Below are 15,562 nucleotides of genomic sequence, written 5' to 3'. Positions count from 1 at the left end.
TTTACTTTTTTAAGACTCTTTTTTACTCAGAAATTAAATCTGCTAATTCCTTACCAACTAGACTCCCAATAGCAATACCCATACCTCCTAAACGAACGCCGCAAAACACATGATTTGATAGTTGCTTTACAACAGCTTTTTTTTGTCCCGATAGCTTCCGATAATTATCGATACGGGAACCTACTCCCATAATACCACTCCATCTAAAATCAATTTCGTAATTCATTTCTGGTAGAATAATTGTTTTTAAAAGTGTTTCTAATTTATTTTGGATTAGAGCTGTTTGATTAAATTCTGTGGTTTCTTCTCCTTTAAAATCAAGATGTCGACCACCACCAAGTAATATTCTATTATCAATATTTCTAAAATAATAATACCCCTTATCTAAATGAAACGTACCTTTTATATGAAGGTTTTTAATAGGTCTCGTAATTAACACCTGAGCACGAGCTGGCTTCACATCTTCTTCTAATAATTCTGAAGCAAAACCATTAGTGGCAATTAATAGTTTAGATGTTGAAAATTCAAATGTATTGGTTTTTATCTTTACCGTATTAGTGTCTTCTGAAAAACCTCTAACAGTTATATTATTAAGAATTCTTATCTCTTTTTTTAATGCCAATTGAGTTAATGCCGCCATCATCTTCCCTGTATCAATTTGCCCTTCAAATTGGTTGAAAATATATTGATTCTTTACATTTTGAAATTTAAAATCGTTAGGTTTTGTACTAAAAACATCATTTTCAAATATAGGTTTAAGCAACTTATTAATGTATGTTTTCTTTGAAAGGCATTGTTCTAATAGGTCATTCTCTTCTATAAATAATTCATAACCTCCAAGCTCTTGATAATTGATTGTTTTATCTCCTAAAGTTTGACGTAATAACTGTAAACCTGCTACTCGTTTTTTTACAAGCTCTAAGACTTCGGCTTCTGTATGCGATTTTAAATCTTCAAGAACTTCACTAAGACTCCCAAAACAAGCAAACCCGGCATTTTTAGTACTCGCCCCTTGAGGTAACATCCCTTTTTCTAAGACCAGAATATTAGCTTTAGGAAAGTGTTCCTTTAAATTTAAAGCACAGCTTAAACCAACTATACCACTACCAACAATGGTAAAGTCTATATTAGTTAACCAGCTTTTTATTTCCCAATATGATAAGTCCATTATACGAAGTTACAGCTTTCATGTTAAGGATAAAAGCTCTTCTGCCTTACTTAAGAAATAACTTGTTTATTCTGATTTCACAAAAGGAGTCCTATAAAAAAACTCCGAAATTGCTTTCGGAGTTTTTTAATTCTTTATTCTTCTAAATCTATTTCTTTTTCTATTACAAAGTCTTCCATAAACTTAGTGGTGTAATTACCGGCTAAATAATCCGGATGATCCATAAGCTGTCTATGGAATGGAATCGTAGTTTTAATACCTTCTATTACAAACTCGTTTAACGCACGCTTCATTTTGTTAATAGCTTCTTCTCTGGTTTGAGCTGTTGTAATTAGCTTTGCGATCATAGAATCATAATTTGGAGGTATTGCATAACCAGCATATACATGTGTATCTAGACGCACTCCATGTCCTCCAGGAGCGTGTAATGTAGTGATTACACCTGGTGAAGGTCGAAACCCATTAAATGGATCTTCTGCATTTATACGACATTCTATAGAGTGTAATTTAGGAGTATAGTTTTTTCCCGAAATTGGCACACCTGCCGCTACTAAAATTTGCTCGCGTATTAAGTCAAAATCTATCACCTGTTCCGTAATAGGATGCTCTACTTGAATACGGGTATTCATTTCCATAAAATAGAAATTGCGATGCTTGTCTACCAGAAACTCTATAGTTCCAGCACCTTCGTATTTAATATATTCTGCAGCTCTAACTGCCGCCGCTCCCATTTCATTACGAAGTTTAGTCGTCATAAAAGGAGATGGTGTTTCTTCTGTTAGTTTTTGGTGACGACGTTGAACTGAGCAGTCTCTTTCTGACAAGTGACATGCTTTACCACGAGAATCTCCAACTATTTGAATTTCGATATGTCTTGGCTCTTCAATAAGTTTTTCCATATACATATCGTCGTTACCAAATGCTGCTTTACTTTCTTGTCGTGCTGAATCCCAGGCATCTTTTAAGTCTTCTGGTTTCCATACAGCACGCATACCTTTACCTCCGCCTCCAGCAGATGCTTTTAACATAACCGGATAGCCTGTTTCCTCTGCAACCTTTTCACATTCTTCAAATGTTTCTATAACACCTTCACTTCCCGGAACACATGGTACTCCTGCAGCTTTCATGGTTGCTTTAGCATTCGCTTTATCACCCATTCTATCGATCATCTCTGGCGAAGCACCTATAAATTTTATGCCGTGTTCATCGCAAATTTTTGAAAATTTAGCGTTTTCAGATAAAAAACCATATCCAGGATGAATAGCATCTGCATTCGTTATTTCTGCTGCTGCTATGATGTTAGACATTTTTAAATAAGACTCACTACTTGACGGCGGCCCTATACAAACAGCTTCATCTGCAAATTTAACATGTAAACTTTCTTCATCTGCAGTTGAGTAAACAGCTACCGTTTTAATGCCCATCTCTTTACAGGTTCTAATAACACGTAGTGCTATTTCTCCTCTATTGGCAATCAATATTTTTTTGAACATAACTTGTTGAATTAAAAATTACAAATTCCAATCGCCAAATTCCAAATACTGGATTTTGAGTCCCGATAGTTATCGGGATGTGATTGAATTTTTAATAGGTTATGATGGGTCTACTAAAAATAATGGTTGGTCAAATTCTACAGGCGAAGAATCGTCAACCAATATTTTAACTATTTTTCCTGAAACTTCAGATTCTATTTCGTTGAAAAGTTTCATCGCTTCAATAATACAAAGAACATCACCTTCAGCAATAGTTTGTCCTACCTCAACAAATAAAGGTTTATCTGGAGATGGCTTTCTATAAAAAGTCCCAATAATTGGGGATTTAATAGTAATATATTTTGAGTCTTCTGTTGCAGCAGGTTCCTTTACCTGAGTTGTAACCTCTGTTACTACAGGTGGTGCAGCAACCGGAGTTGCTTGTGGTATAGGAGTCGCAGGAACTTGATGCACAATTGTCGTGTCTGATTCTGATCCTGTCTTAATGGTGATTTTAATATCATCCATCTCTAATTTAACCTCGCTTGCTCCAGACTTGGCAACAAACTTGATTAAGTTTTGAATCTCTTTAATATCCATAATTTTGCTAATTATATTAATGGTTAGTTTACTGAATTATATGCCCATTTTAAATAAATAGACCCCCAATTAAATCCGCCTCCAAAAGCGGCAAATATTATATTATCTCCTTTTTTAAGTTTCGATTCGTAATCGTTTAAAAGTAATGGTAGTGTTGCAGATGTTGTATTACCATATTTTTCAATATTCATCATGACCTTTTCTTCTTCTAATTCTATACGTTGTGCTGTAGCATCAATAATTCGCTTATTCGCTTGATGTGCTGCCAACCAAGAGACATTCTCTTTAGTTAAATTATTACGTTCTAATATTTTAACAGTAGCATCTGCCATATTGAATACAGCGTTTTTAAACACTGTTCTTCCTTCTTGAAAAGCATATTGCCCTCCTTGTTCCATAGATTCTGATGTTAACGGAAATGAAGATCCGCCATAAGTGGCTTGTAGAAACTCTCTACCCGAACCATCACTTCGTAAATATTCATCTTGAAGTCCTAAGTTTTCTTCATTAGGCTCAAACAAAACAGCACCAGCACCGTCTCCAAAAATAATGCAGGTAGCTCTGTCTTTATAATTAATAATAGAAGACATTTTATCTGCCCCAATTAATAATACATTTTTATACCTACCTGATTCTATGTAACCCGCTGCTACCGACATACCGAATAAGAAACTAGAACACGCTGCATCCATATCAAATGAAAAGGCATTAACAGCTCCAATATTCGTAGCAGTGAAAGCTGCAGTCGAAGCCGCTTTCATATCTGGTGTTGCCGTAGCTACAATAACTAGTTCTATATCTTTGGGGTTAATTCCTTTTTTACTAATAAGGTCTTGGGCAGCTTTAATAGCTAAATAAGAAGTGCCTTTTCCCTCGTCTTTAAGAATTCGACGTTCTTTAATTCCTGTACGAGAGGTAATCCACTCATCGTTTGTATCAACCATAGTCTCAAGAATTTTATTGGTTAATACATATTCCGGCACATAAGCACCTACAGCTGTAATCGCTGCTGAAATTTTACTCATAACTTTATAGTTAATTCGACCAAAAAATCATTAAAATTGGACAAAAACGTTCAAATTTGGGTGAAAACTACTAAATTTTCGTTTAATAACACACAAATTAATTGTTTTTGTCTCAGAAAAAATACTTCATAAAAAAAAACGCTCACATGTGAGCGTTTCATTATATGCATGCATAGTATTTATGCTATATTTTCTACTTCTGAATTGTCAATTAACACTTGACCTCTGTAATATAATTTTCCTTCAAACCAATGAGCTCTATGGTATAAATGAGCTTCACCAGTTGTTGGGCATGTAGCAATCTGTGGCGCAGTTGCTTTGTAATGAGTTCTTCTCTTATCTCTTCTTGTTTTAGAGATTTTTCTTTTAGGATGTGCCATTTTCTATATTATTTATCCGTTAATAGTTTCTTTAATGTATTCCAACGAGGATCTATATCCTCTTTTTCTTTATCTTCTTTAAGCTTTGGGCTTAATTCTTCTAATTTTTTAAGTATGTCTGAATTTAAGGTTCCATCTTCAACTCCCGGGTGCACTCTTTTGGTTGGTACTGCTAGCACAACCAATTCGTAAATGTATTGCTGTATATTAATTTCATATGTTCCGTGAGGAATTATAAGAATATCAATATGTTCATCGTTATACTCATCTCCAAAATTCACCACCAAATCAAACTCATTTTCTATAGTTTGATTGTATGGTTCGTTTGTTAAATCGCAATTAACATTAACCCATCCCGAAACTTTAAAATGTAATTCTAGTAATGTTGTCTTTTTTTCAAGCTCAACATTTACATTAATGTTTACATTATTAAACTCTCCATACTCAAAATATTCAAAGAACGCTTGTTCAATTTTGTACTCAAAATGATGTTTAGCTATTTTTAACCCTACAAATGGAATTGTAAACTCTTTCAATGGCTTCATTCTCTCATCTATTTTGAGCCTGCAAATATATGAATTTTTATTTATGCAACATACTTATAAACATTTTTTTGTTTATATCTATTTGTTTTGTTTTTTTAACGGATTCGAGGTAAGTATCTCGTAATCAAACCTGTTCTTATATATTTGTATGGCAGTAAAAATAGCTTCTTTAAACGAACTCGAATCGGCTTCTCCTTTTCCTGCTATTTCGTAAGCAGTACCATGATCTGGGGACGTTCTTATTTTATTTAATCCTGCTGTAAAGTTAACTCCTTGACCAAAGGATAATGTTTTAAAAGGAATTAAACCCTGATCGTGATATGTTGCAATGATTGCATCGAAATTTTTATAATTACCTGATCCAAAAAAACTATCTGCAGCATAAGGGCCAAAGACTAATTTCCCCTCTCCTCTAATTTTTTCAAGCGTAGGCCTTAAAACATTATCATCTTCACTACCAATTACGCCATTATCTCCGGTATGCGGATTAATCCCCAACACTGCAATTTTAGGTTTACTTACTTTAAAGTCTTTTTTAAGAGACTTATAAACCGTGTTTATTTTTTTCTCAATTAAATCCTCAGAAATATGCTCTATTATATCTTTAACGGGCACATGGTCTGTTAATAATCCAACTCTTAACGATTCGGCTACCATAAACATTAAACTCTCTCCTTCTAGCTGTTGTGCTAAATAATCGGTATGTCCAGGAAATTTAAAGTCTTCAGATTGAATATTATGTTTGTTTATGGGTGCTGTGACTAAAACATGAATGTTATTATTTTTTAATGCATTAGTTGCTGCTTCTAAAGATTTTATGGCATACCTACCTATTTTAACGTCCTCTTTCCCAAATTCAATCTTAACGGGCTCATTCCAACAATTAAACACGTTAACCTTTCCTTTAGCCAGTTGATTTATGTTATTGATATTATGGAAATTGATATGACTTTTAAAATGGGTTTTTAAAAAATTCATGGTTTTTGCTGAAGCAAAAATTACTGGTGTACAGAAATCTAAAGTTCTTGCATCCTCAAATGTTTTTAAAACTATTTCTCCTCCAATACCGTTTAAATCTCCAATAGAGATTCCTACTATTATATTTTCTGCTTTCATTCTTAAAATAACAACTTTTGTTTGTAATTTTGATCTTATACCAAATAGACATCTAAATAACCTATTTATTTGTTTCTTTTTTGTTCAGATAAAAATAATTCAAAATAATAATGCTTATTTTGAATTTCATTTGGTATGGCAAATTTAACCAAATAAACAGAGAATAATATGTTTACCGGAATTATTGAAGATATTGGTGTTGTTTCTAATCTAATGGAAGAGTTGGATAATCTTCACATATCTATTAAAAGCAATATTACTGCTGAATTAAAAATTGATCAAAGTGTTGCTCATAATGGCGTTTGCTTAACGGTTGTAAATATTAGTGGTGACGAATATACAGTTACAGCTATAAAAGAAACCTTAGATAAAACAAGTCTTAACACTTTAAAAATTAATGATAAAGTGAATTTAGAGCGCGCTATGAAACTAGGAGATAGGCTTGATGGGCATATTGTGCAAGGTCATGTAGACCAAACTGCAACTTGTATTAATATAGAGGAAGCTAATGGTAGTTGGATATTTACCTTTTCTTATGATGCTTCTCTTAATAATATTACTATAGAGAAAGGTTCTATAACTATTAATGGTACAAGTTTAACGGTTGTAAATTCGAAAAAAGATACTTTTAGTGTTGCTATTATACCATATACGTATAAACACACGAATTTTAATACTTTTGAAATAGGTACTATTGTGAATTTAGAATTTGATGTTTTAGGAAAGTACGTCTCTAAACTAGTAGCGTTAAATAAGTAAAAAAATTAATAATTTTTATTTTTTTTACTCCATAACTTTTTTACTCCATAAAATAATGCGAAAATCATACCAAATAACACACCTCCATCAATAGGAAGACCTACAGGTGGAGTACTTGGTGGAGGAGGCTCTTGTGCAACGCATACAAAACTTATTAATAAAAATAAGATTGAGGCAAGTAATTTTTTATTTTGTTCTGTCATGGGGTCACAAATGTATTAAAAAAAGCAAGTCTACAAAAAAAATATTCTTTTATTTAAAAAAAAACACCCACAAAAGGTCTTAAATCATCGTTGAAATGCATTTTTTTATCTGTTAATAGATTATATTCATTAATTACTTTTTATCAAAAAAAGTATTGTGTATAAAATATTTCTTCGTTTTTATTTTACGAGACAAATATATATAATGTTAATGAGAAAATAAATTATAGGTATTTTAAAATGAAACACTTACAAATTATACCATATTAATTTGCGTTAATTAGCTTAAGTTTCATTGGTTAATACAAATGAAAAAAGGGAAGTAAATAAAATACTTCCCCTTTATTTAATCTTTGTTACGTCCTAAAAAAGTCCTTAATATTATATTCCTAGACCTTGTCCCCCTGTAACTTGAATCGTTTCAGCTGTTAAGAAAGAAGCGTCTTCACTTGCTAAAAACGAAACAACTGATGCTACTTGTTGTGGCTGCCCTAATTTCCCCAATAAGATATTATTCTTCCATGAAGCAAATACTTCTGGTTTGGTAGACTTAATTTGTGAATGGAAAGGTGTATCGATAGTACCAGGAGATACTGCATTTACTCTAATTCCGTATTCAGCAAGATCTTTTGCCAATGCTCTTGTAATTGCATGAACCGCAGCTTTAGATGTTCCGTAAATACCTGCTCCAGGCCCTCCAGCATTCCAACCAGCAATTGACGTATAATTAATAATTGAAGCATTTTCACCTTTTTTAAGAAATGGGATGGCTGCTCTTGATGCAAAAAATGTTGAATCAAGATTTAATGCCATTACAAATCTGTAAAATTCTGTGGTCATTCCTTCAAACCTTGATCTGCCCCCTAAACCTCCTGCATTGTTTACAAGAAGGTCAATTTTACCATATTTTTCCCCAATTTTATTGATGTTTAAATTTACAGCTTCTTCATTTGTAACATCGAAACCATAATATTCTGCGGTGATACCTTCTTTAGTAAGTTCTTCAACTTTCTTAGCACCTTCTTCATCTTCTATACCGTTTAAGACTACAGTGTACCCATCTTCTCCTAGCCTTTTTGCTACTTGAAAACCAATACCTCCTGTAGCTCCGGTAATTACTGCTACTCTACCTTTTAAATTACTCATAATCTATTAAATTTATTTTTTAATTTTTGGTTATTTTTTATTCTATTATTTTTCTTACTGGTCCTATATTCTTAATAAATATAAAGATTGATAAAACCCCTAATACCACCGAAACACATATTGCTATAAATGCAGGAGTATAAGAACTTGCTGTAATTTGACCTACAAACCAATTCATTATCATTGGTGATACTGCAGCTACAGTGCCTGCCAACCCTGCTAACGTACCTACAGACGGCCCTCTAAATAAATCGCTTGAAATGGTTTGAATATTACCAATTGCAAACTGGAATCCAAACAATGCCAATCCAGCCAGATATATAAAGGTCATAAAATTGTTCTCCTTCACATAAGTGATTATACATACAAACGCTATTAATATTAGGAGCCCTCCTAATGCTATGGTTGCTTTTCTAGAAATATCTACAGAATACTTTTTCATTAGCTCTCCAGAAAACATGCCCCCAATAATACTACCTGCTGCTGCCATTAGATAAGATATCCACATAGTATTAGCTATCTCTTCAATACTTAAATCAAATTTATCGTTCAAATAAATAGGCATCCACCCTGCAAAAAACCACCAAATTGGTTCTATAAAAAAACGACATGTTAATACACCCCAAGGCTGCTTATAACTCAATATCTTACCTACACTTAAACTTTTAACTTTGTTATTTGCTGTATCTTCTACTTTATCTATTCTACTAGAAAGAATTAAATTTCTTTCTTTTTCGGTTACCCAAGGATGCTTTTCTGGGGTTGATTTATTTAAAAATAACCATGGAATTACCCATAGCATTCCAACTAAACCTAAAATGATATACGTTGTTTTCCATCCAAATTGGGTATACAAGAAAACGATAACAAAAGGTGCTATAACATTTCCTATGGATGCACCTGCATTAAATATACCTTGAGCTGTAGCTCTTTCTTTAATAGGAAACCATTCTCCATTACTTTTAACTGCACCCGGCCAGTTACCTGCTTCTCCAATACCTAGAAGTCCTCTAAAAATCGAGAGAGTAACTATGCCTCTTGCAAAGGCATGAAATGCTGATGCTACAGACCAGACTATAATTGAAACTGTAAATCCTAAACGTGTACCGATAGTGTCATACAATTTACCAGAAGCAAATTTTCCTACCGCATAACATGCCATAAATACATTTAACATAATGGCATAATCTGCTTTGTCCATACCAAGGTCTTCACCCATTTGTGGCCATAGTAATGCAAAAGCTGTTCTATCAATATAATTTATAACGGTAGCTATAAAAATTAATGTAATAATCCACCAACGTAAGCCCTTAATTTTCATTTTTTTATAATTTATTTATTAATAATTATATAACAGGGAAGTACTCCTAAAACTAGCTCGCCGGTGTTTTAAGATAGGCATAAGTGCCTTTGAATGTATCTTGTCTATGTGTAAACTATATTGAATAGTATACTCCCCTCCTAAATATTTTTTGTTTTGAAAAACAAAAGCGTGCAATTTTGCCTTTCAAATAGTCTTTATTTTTTATTCTGTACTATAACAATATTGGTACAATACATTAAAATGTTTTTTCATTTTTTCTTTTGCCAATTTCGGGTCTTGAGCTTTAATTGCTTCATATATTTCTGTATGCTCATCAATTCCTAAAACTGATAATCTTTTATCGCAAACATGATACTTCTCGAAATTCATAATTATTTGCGGTGTAATAGAAAGCATAAACGTATTCATGGTACTATTTCCACTCGCATTTGCTATAGCTAAATGAAATAATAAATCTTCCTGAACTGCATCTTCGCCAGATAATGCCTTTTTTTCATAAGCGTCTAAAGCTTCTTTAATATTTTTTAAATCATTTTCGGAACGTCTTAATGAAGCCAATCGAACTGTTTTTAATTCTAGTAATATTCTTGTTTCTACTAGCGATTTAAAATCTGGTGTTTTTAACCTCAAAATATCTTCAATCATACCATTCATAGCAATAACACCAATATTTGCAACAAATGTCCCACTTTGTGGAATAGATTTTAACAAACCATAAAATTCTAACTTTTGAATAGCTTCTCTAACATTGCTTCTGCTAACCTTAAACTTTTCGGATAACATTCTCTCTGAAGGAAGTTTATCACCTGGTTCCAGATTTTTATAATTTATTAAATCCCTAATCTTACTAATTATTGAATTTTGTGTTTTCTGACTTTCATTTAATGTTAGTACCTCTAATTTCATATGCTATAATTTAATGCTCGGAATAATTACTTATTGTAACATTTATACTATAATTCCTCTAATAATCTTCCTACTGTTTTTTAATATTTAGTCTCATGACTAACTCTTTCATTAATTGGTTAACCAAATAATGTGGCTAAATTTAAAAAAAACAGTTGGTTCAATCCTTTTTTTTCAATCAAATTTCACCCATGTTGTAAATGATTTTGCAATATTTAGCATAACATTCTAAATTATCTATCATTCTTAATTTTTATTAATCATTTTTACAAACTTAATAAAGCATTTTTCAATGTTTTACTTCTAACTCATAAAACCTCACTTTTGAAAACGCCCCTTTATCTCTTGATTGAAAGTAGTTTCCTGCTTTAAAATAGTTTTCAAAAATACCCCATTTTCTTATATGTATATTTTCATAAACTTTATATTCATTATTATTTAATACAATAACCATCTTACCTTTTGACACTCTAACTTCCAATGTGAATTTTCTAAACCCTACTTCTTGTTCAAAATTAAAGCCCTCATCGTTTCCCCAAGCATCTTCGTGCAAAATTTCTGTATCTGAAGCCTTTAAATTTTTTAACTCCTTAGTTTTTACACGTATTTTTCCATTATCCCAATAAATTTTTAAAATTGGCGGTGCATTATTATCATCTTCCCCTATTAAGTCGCGCTGTTCATTAGTTAAACGACCATGAATTTGCATAATAATTGTTCTATGATATTTGCCCTCTGAATCTTTTGTTGTTTCTACCATAGCAATCTTCCCTTTCATGTATGCTCCATCAGCAAAAGTCCAGTTTGTATTATTATTTCCTGGCTCCATTTGCTCTCTAAGCTCAGATCTTGTGTATTTAGTATTTCTTGTTTTTGATGCTGTTGGCATCGCATGAAATACAATTGCGCCTCTTGTAGAGTCTATATACATATATGGTTTTGCTACTTCATTAGTTGCAAAATCGAAAATTTCTGGTGGTTCTATTTCATAGGGTTTACCTTTTTCGTTTAAAACAGGTAATGTAACTTTCCAGTGACTTAAATCAATATCAGGTAACTTAACTTTTTTCTTTTTTTTCTTTTTCTTAGCCGCTACTTTTACATCTGTTTTTGATATTGCTTCTTGTTCTGATTGGCAATTAGCAATATTAACAACTGTAAAAAATGCTATTAAACTAAGTAAACCTATTTTTAAATATTTCATTTTTATTTTGTTTTTATCATTAATTGGATAATAGATTATTTATTATCCAATTAATGATAGTCAACAGTTATACCAAACTATTATATATTTAAAAGGATTATTTAATTAATCGAACCCTTTTGTTTTAATACTCACGTCATCTAAATTAACTTCTGCTGCTGTAGTTAAATCTGGAACAAAATATATAATTACCCATTCTTGATTTACACTTGTTAAAATATCATCATCTTGATTATCTACAGCATCTTGATCGAATGAAAAGGTAGATGTTGTAGTAAATTCGAATGTGGTTTCATCCCAAACGCCTGTTGCCGATGCATTGACTTCCTGAGCTATAATATTATTGGTTACAATTATAGTTTCATTTTCTGGAATGTATGGTAAAATATAGAATGTACCTACTAAATCTCCCGCACCAGCACTTTTATTTTTAACATATGCAGTAATGGTATAATCTACATCACTTTCTATATTGATAGGCTGGTACGCCCTCTTACTTGCTCTATCAAGTTTTAATGAATTGGGTGTAAGATTTGAAGTTCCCGAGGTTGAGCCTTTATCTGTTCCACCATCTAATGCTTGGACAACTGTTTCTAAAGTGATATTATCCCAAAAATCATAATCACTACTATTATCTGGATTAACTGCCCATGGATTTTGAATATTACCCCATATACTAGTATCAAAATCTCCTGCAATTATTTGAGCTTCAAAAGTACCTGCTCCAGGTTGTGCTACTACTACTTCTGTATTAATTATAGTTTCTTCGTTGCCAAAACTATCTTTTACTGTTAAGGTAACAGAGTATGTGCCAAAATCTGGATATTCGTAAGTAGGGTTTTCTTCAGTTGATGTACCAACACCATCGCCAAAATCCCACAGATAGCTTACAGCTGCTAAAGAATTATTTTCAAAGCTAACTGTTTTTTCGGTTACACCTGCTATTGTAAAATCTGCTTTTACAAACATTAAGTCTAATGAGAATTGGTTCGTAAGACTTGATCCAATATTTCTGGCACTTAACGTAATGGTAGTAGACGCTACATCATCACTAAAAGTAAATGAGGGATTTGTCTCAGTAGATTCTATAGCATTGTCATCATCAAAATTCCAGCTATACTCATCTGCATTTGTAGAATTATTATTAAAAGTAACTACCCTGCCATCGATTGTAAAATCGAAGTTAGCCTCAGGAACTGTTAAAGAATTAATGTATGCTTCATTAAAATCATTAAACCTATTTTCTTCTTCACAAGAAATTAAAACACCAAAAAGAATGATACTTAGTGGGATTAAAATCTGATTTTTAAATTTTATTTTTTTCATAGTACAATGCGTTTAATATTTATAATACTTCTATTGAAATGTCATCTACCTGAACTTCAACTGTACCTTTAGAGTCCATATAAATAGCTACGGTTTCTAAATCACCAGGGTTAAAAATTAATCGAACTTCTGCAAAATCATCTCCTGGATCTGCAGTAGTAGCCCCTAAAATAGCTCCTTCAAAAGTTGCTAAATCATACGTATCAAAAGTTTGGTTTAGTACTGCCAATCTAAATTCATCTCCGTTACCTAATGTACCTGTGCTTCCTAATTTAACCCAAGCAGTGAGTCTGTAATTTACATTTGGAGTTACTGCTATCTCTTGATATGCTTGTCTTAGGTTAGTGCTACCATCTTCAAACTTAGCAGAATATGTGCCTGTTCGCACTCTACTTCCTGTACTTCTACCAAAAACACTCAACCCGGAAACCCTCTTATAATTTGCATTGGCTGAACTGTTTCTACCCCAAAAATTTCTGCCGTCTTCACCATCTTCATCTTCGAAACCTGCACCAAGTATTACTGGAGTTGGAATAATAGGCTCTGTAGGCTCTACAACGTCAATAACTTGTACTAATTCTTCTGAAGATGTAGGTCTATCGTCTGTAGCAATTAAACCAACTGAAAATTGACCTTCATCTGAAAATTTCACTTCTATATTTTCATCTGTCAACGTTGCAGAGTCGTCTACCAAAACAGCATCGTCTGGTATAGACCAAATTTGCCCTGTTGCACTTATAGACTCATTCACTAATAAAAAAACCGTAAAATCTACTATATCTTGTTCGTATGAGAATGCAGCTTCTGGTGGTGTTAAATCTTCTATACCTCCAACTCCTGGATAGTTATCTGGATCTAAATTATCTTGAACACATGCACTTAAAAATATACTTAAAAAGAATATGTTTAACAGTGTTATTCTATGTTTAATGTATTTCATTTTAATTTTTTTAAGATTTATTAATTGTAAAAACCATCAGAGTTATCCACTTCTCTCTGTGGAATATCTATGTAAATATCACTTGGACTAAAAAACAAACCAACTTCATCTGAATGGGCTTGAAGCACATTTATGGCCACTCCAAATCTAATTAAATCGTAAAATCTTTGATTTTCAAATACAAATTCCATTCTTCTCTCTGCAAGTAATGCGTCTCGAGATAAAGATTCTGTTGTAGGGTCTAAAGTATCTAAGCCTGCTCTTGCTCTAACTTTATTGTAAGCCACAATCGCATTTTCACTATCTGTTGACTGGGTATCTCCTATTACTGCCTCACAATAAAGCAGTAATACATCTGCATATCGTAATACTACCCAATCATTACCCGAACCTTCTCCATTATCAGGTACCCATTTGTTGTTAAACGTTCGATCATCAAAAAATGTATCTTCTATAATCGTCGTTGGAAATCTAACGGGTTCTAGCGCAGAAGTCATTAGTGTTTCTAAATCTGCAGTAGCTAAATTAGCCCCATTAGACTGTCCGTTTTCTGTCATATCAAAACTCCATCTTTCTGCTTCAGATTGAACTTGGTCCTCTGTTTCACTATCACTTGTTACAGGATTTCCACTGGATTGTGTATAAGCAACTTTAAGAATAATTTCTTCATTATTTTCATCTCCATCATCGCCTCTAGCAAAAATATCATCAAAATTTTGTGTTAAAGTGAAACCAAACTCATTTGTATCTTCTATTAGAGGTAGTAACAATGATTGTGCTCTAACATAATCTGGACTAGGTTGGCTTAAAATAGATTTTGCTAAAAAAATTGTTGCTGTTCCTTCATTAGCTCTAGTATTAGAAATTTCTGCACCTTCTAAGAAACTTATTGCAGATTCAAAATCTGCGTTAATCTTCTGATACGTTTCCGCTTCATCTAACTGTGGAAATTCTTCAAAATTATCAACAGTTATTACTTGATCTATATAAGGTATATCCCTAAAAACTCTTACCAAATTAAAATGAGCTAAAGCTCTTAAAAAATAAGCTTCACCTAAAACCGTCTCGTCTGCTCCAGATAAAGCAAGAAAGGTATCTTGGTTATCTAACACTAAATTGGTTTGATAAACTACTTTGTAGTTGTTAGACCAATAATTAAAAACCTCAACATCATTGACAACTATATTAAAATTATCGTACGTCGCAAGACTACCAAATTGAGCACCAACCGTTGCATTGTCTGACCTAACTTCGGTCAACAAATATTCATTTGTTGGTATCTTTTGATAGGCATCATAAGCACCAGTTAAAAGTTGCTTAAAACCTGTAGTTGTTGTTAATAAGCCTTCTACAGTAACATCGTTTGGACTATCTAATGAAAGACTTTCTTCTGAACATGAGAAAAAGCTCATTGTAATAATCCCTATTAAAACTATATATTTTTTCAT

At 32.5% G+C, this 15,562-nt stretch carries 16 protein-coding genes; 1 reads left to right on the top strand and 15 read right to left on the bottom strand.

Annotated features, from left to right (window positions below):
* Positions 1-22: 22 nt before the first annotated feature.
* The 7 genes from Q4Q35_RS11155 to pdxA all read right to left on the bottom strand — a co-directional run bounded on the left by Q4Q35_RS11155 (position 23) and on the right by pdxA (position 6,306).
* Complete coding sequence (locus Q4Q35_RS11155) at positions 23-1,168, bottom strand: NAD(P)/FAD-dependent oxidoreductase (RefSeq protein ID WP_303278053.1); 1,146 nt, start codon at positions 1,166-1,168, stop codon at positions 23-25.
* Between the two features lie 134 nt (positions 1,169-1,302).
* Positions 1,303-2,661: an acetyl-CoA carboxylase biotin carboxylase subunit gene (gene accC, locus Q4Q35_RS11150; RefSeq protein WP_303278052.1), complete on the bottom strand. Its 1,359-nt coding sequence runs from the start codon at positions 2,659-2,661 to the stop codon at positions 1,303-1,305.
* A 99-nt stretch (positions 2,662-2,760) separates the two neighbouring features.
* The gene (accB, locus tag Q4Q35_RS11145; RefSeq protein WP_303278051.1) at positions 2,761-3,240 is read right to left on the bottom strand and encodes an acetyl-CoA carboxylase biotin carboxyl carrier protein; all 480 of its coding nucleotides are present in this window, start codon (positions 3,238-3,240) and stop codon (positions 2,761-2,763) included.
* Positions 3,241-3,263: 23 nt separating this feature from the next.
* Complete coding sequence (locus Q4Q35_RS11140; RefSeq protein WP_303278050.1) at positions 3,264-4,265, bottom strand: beta-ketoacyl-ACP synthase III; 1,002 nt, start codon at positions 4,263-4,265, stop codon at positions 3,264-3,266.
* A gap of 179 nt (positions 4,266-4,444) precedes the next feature.
* Positions 4,445-4,645, bottom strand: a complete 201-nt coding sequence (gene rpmF / locus Q4Q35_RS11135; protein WP_303278049.1) for a 50S ribosomal protein L32 — start codon at positions 4,643-4,645, stop codon at positions 4,445-4,447.
* A gap of 8 nt (positions 4,646-4,653) precedes the next feature.
* A complete protein-coding gene (locus tag Q4Q35_RS11130; protein WP_303278048.1) occupies positions 4,654-5,190 on the bottom strand; it encodes a YceD family protein in 537 nt (178 codons plus the stop codon).
* 78 nt (positions 5,191-5,268) lie between these two features.
* Entirely contained in the window at positions 5,269-6,306 is a 1,038-nt protein-coding gene (gene pdxA / locus Q4Q35_RS11125) for a 4-hydroxythreonine-4-phosphate dehydrogenase PdxA (protein WP_303278047.1), read from the bottom strand.
* Positions 6,307-6,474: 168 nt separating this feature from the next.
* Between pdxA and Q4Q35_RS11120 the strand changes: the two genes are divergently transcribed.
* Entirely contained in the window at positions 6,475-7,065 is a 591-nt protein-coding gene (locus Q4Q35_RS11120) for a riboflavin synthase (protein WP_303278046.1), read from the top strand.
* Positions 7,066-7,070: 5 nt separating this feature from the next.
* On the opposite strand, the gene Q4Q35_RS11115 is transcribed toward Q4Q35_RS11120, so the two are convergent.
* The 8 genes from Q4Q35_RS11115 to Q4Q35_RS11080 form a co-directional block, all read right to left on the bottom strand.
* A complete protein-coding gene (locus Q4Q35_RS11115; protein WP_303278045.1) occupies positions 7,071-7,268 on the bottom strand; it encodes a PID-CTERM protein-sorting domain-containing protein in 198 nt (65 codons plus the stop codon).
* A 381-nt stretch (positions 7,269-7,649) separates the two neighbouring features.
* Positions 7,650-8,414, bottom strand: a complete 765-nt coding sequence (locus tag Q4Q35_RS11110) for an SDR family NAD(P)-dependent oxidoreductase (RefSeq protein ID WP_303278044.1) — start codon at positions 8,412-8,414, stop codon at positions 7,650-7,652.
* 37 nt (positions 8,415-8,451) lie between these two features.
* The gene (locus tag Q4Q35_RS11105) at positions 8,452-9,735 is read right to left on the bottom strand and encodes an MFS transporter (RefSeq protein ID WP_303278043.1); all 1,284 of its coding nucleotides are present in this window, start codon (positions 9,733-9,735) and stop codon (positions 8,452-8,454) included.
* A gap of 204 nt (positions 9,736-9,939) precedes the next feature.
* A complete protein-coding gene (locus tag Q4Q35_RS11100) occupies positions 9,940-10,644 on the bottom strand; it encodes a FadR/GntR family transcriptional regulator (RefSeq protein ID WP_303278042.1) in 705 nt (234 codons plus the stop codon).
* A 289-nt stretch (positions 10,645-10,933) separates the two neighbouring features.
* The gene (locus tag Q4Q35_RS11095) at positions 10,934-11,848 is read right to left on the bottom strand and encodes a polysaccharide lyase family 7 protein (RefSeq protein ID WP_303278041.1); all 915 of its coding nucleotides are present in this window, start codon (positions 11,846-11,848) and stop codon (positions 10,934-10,936) included.
* A 105-nt stretch (positions 11,849-11,953) separates the two neighbouring features.
* Complete coding sequence (locus tag Q4Q35_RS11090; RefSeq protein ID WP_303278040.1) at positions 11,954-13,174, bottom strand: PKD domain-containing protein; 1,221 nt, start codon at positions 13,172-13,174, stop codon at positions 11,954-11,956.
* Between the two features lie 19 nt (positions 13,175-13,193).
* Positions 13,194-14,114 (bottom strand): hypothetical protein, encoded by a 921-nt coding sequence (locus Q4Q35_RS11085; RefSeq protein ID WP_303278039.1) that lies wholly within the window; start codon positions 14,112-14,114, stop codon positions 13,194-13,196.
* A 20-nt stretch (positions 14,115-14,134) separates the two neighbouring features.
* Positions 14,135-15,562, bottom strand: a complete 1,428-nt coding sequence (locus Q4Q35_RS11080; protein ID WP_303278038.1) for a RagB/SusD family nutrient uptake outer membrane protein — start codon at positions 15,560-15,562, stop codon at positions 14,135-14,137.

Origin of the sequence: Flavivirga aquimarina (assembly GCF_030540835.1) — a bacterium.
Classification (GTDB): Bacteria; Bacteroidota; Bacteroidia; order Flavobacteriales; family Flavobacteriaceae; genus Flavivirga; species Flavivirga aquimarina.
Note: the sequence above shows the minus strand (reverse complement) of the source record. Positions and strands in the feature narration are given on the sequence as shown.

Excerpts from the sequence above, each read along its gene's own strand:
- Q4Q35_RS11155 (WP_303278053.1), bottom strand. The coding sequence starts at position 1,168 with ATGGACTTATCATATTGGGAAATAAAAAGCTGGTTAACTAATATAGAC.
- accC (WP_303278052.1), bottom strand. The coding sequence starts at position 2,661 with ATGTTCAAAAAAATATTGATTGCCAATAGAGGAGAAATAGCACTACGT.
- accB (WP_303278051.1), bottom strand. The coding sequence starts at position 3,240 with ATGGATATTAAAGAGATTCAAAACTTAATCAAGTTTGTTGCCAAGTCT.
- Q4Q35_RS11140 (WP_303278050.1), bottom strand. The coding sequence starts at position 4,265 with ATGAGTAAAATTTCAGCAGCGATTACAGCTGTAGGTGCTTATGTGCCG.
- rpmF (WP_303278049.1), bottom strand. The coding sequence starts at position 4,645 with ATGGCACATCCTAAAAGAAAAATCTCTAAAACAAGAAGAGATAAGAGA.
- Q4Q35_RS11130 (WP_303278048.1), bottom strand. The coding sequence starts at position 5,190 with ATGAAGCCATTGAAAGAGTTTACAATTCCATTTGTAGGGTTAAAAATA.
- pdxA (WP_303278047.1), bottom strand. The coding sequence starts at position 6,306 with ATGAAAGCAGAAAATATAATAGTAGGAATCTCTATTGGAGATTTAAAC.
- Q4Q35_RS11120 (WP_303278046.1), top strand. The coding sequence starts at position 6,475 with ATGTTTACCGGAATTATTGAAGATATTGGTGTTGTTTCTAATCTAATG.
- Q4Q35_RS11115 (WP_303278045.1), bottom strand. The coding sequence starts at position 7,268 with ATGACAGAACAAAATAAAAAATTACTTGCCTCAATCTTATTTTTATTA.
- Q4Q35_RS11110 (WP_303278044.1), bottom strand. The coding sequence starts at position 8,414 with ATGAGTAATTTAAAAGGTAGAGTAGCAGTAATTACCGGAGCTACAGGA.
- Q4Q35_RS11105 (WP_303278043.1), bottom strand. The coding sequence starts at position 9,735 with ATGAAAATTAAGGGCTTACGTTGGTGGATTATTACATTAATTTTTATA.
- Q4Q35_RS11100 (WP_303278042.1), bottom strand. The coding sequence starts at position 10,644 with ATGAAATTAGAGGTACTAACATTAAATGAAAGTCAGAAAACACAAAAT.
- Q4Q35_RS11095 (WP_303278041.1), bottom strand. The coding sequence starts at position 11,848 with ATGAAATATTTAAAAATAGGTTTACTTAGTTTAATAGCATTTTTTACA.
- Q4Q35_RS11090 (WP_303278040.1), bottom strand. The coding sequence starts at position 13,174 with ATGAAAAAAATAAAATTTAAAAATCAGATTTTAATCCCACTAAGTATC.
- Q4Q35_RS11085 (WP_303278039.1), bottom strand. The coding sequence starts at position 14,114 with ATGAAATACATTAAACATAGAATAACACTGTTAAACATATTCTTTTTA.
- Q4Q35_RS11080 (WP_303278038.1), bottom strand. The coding sequence starts at position 15,562 with ATGAAAAAATATATAGTTTTAATAGGGATTATTACAATGAGCTTTTTC.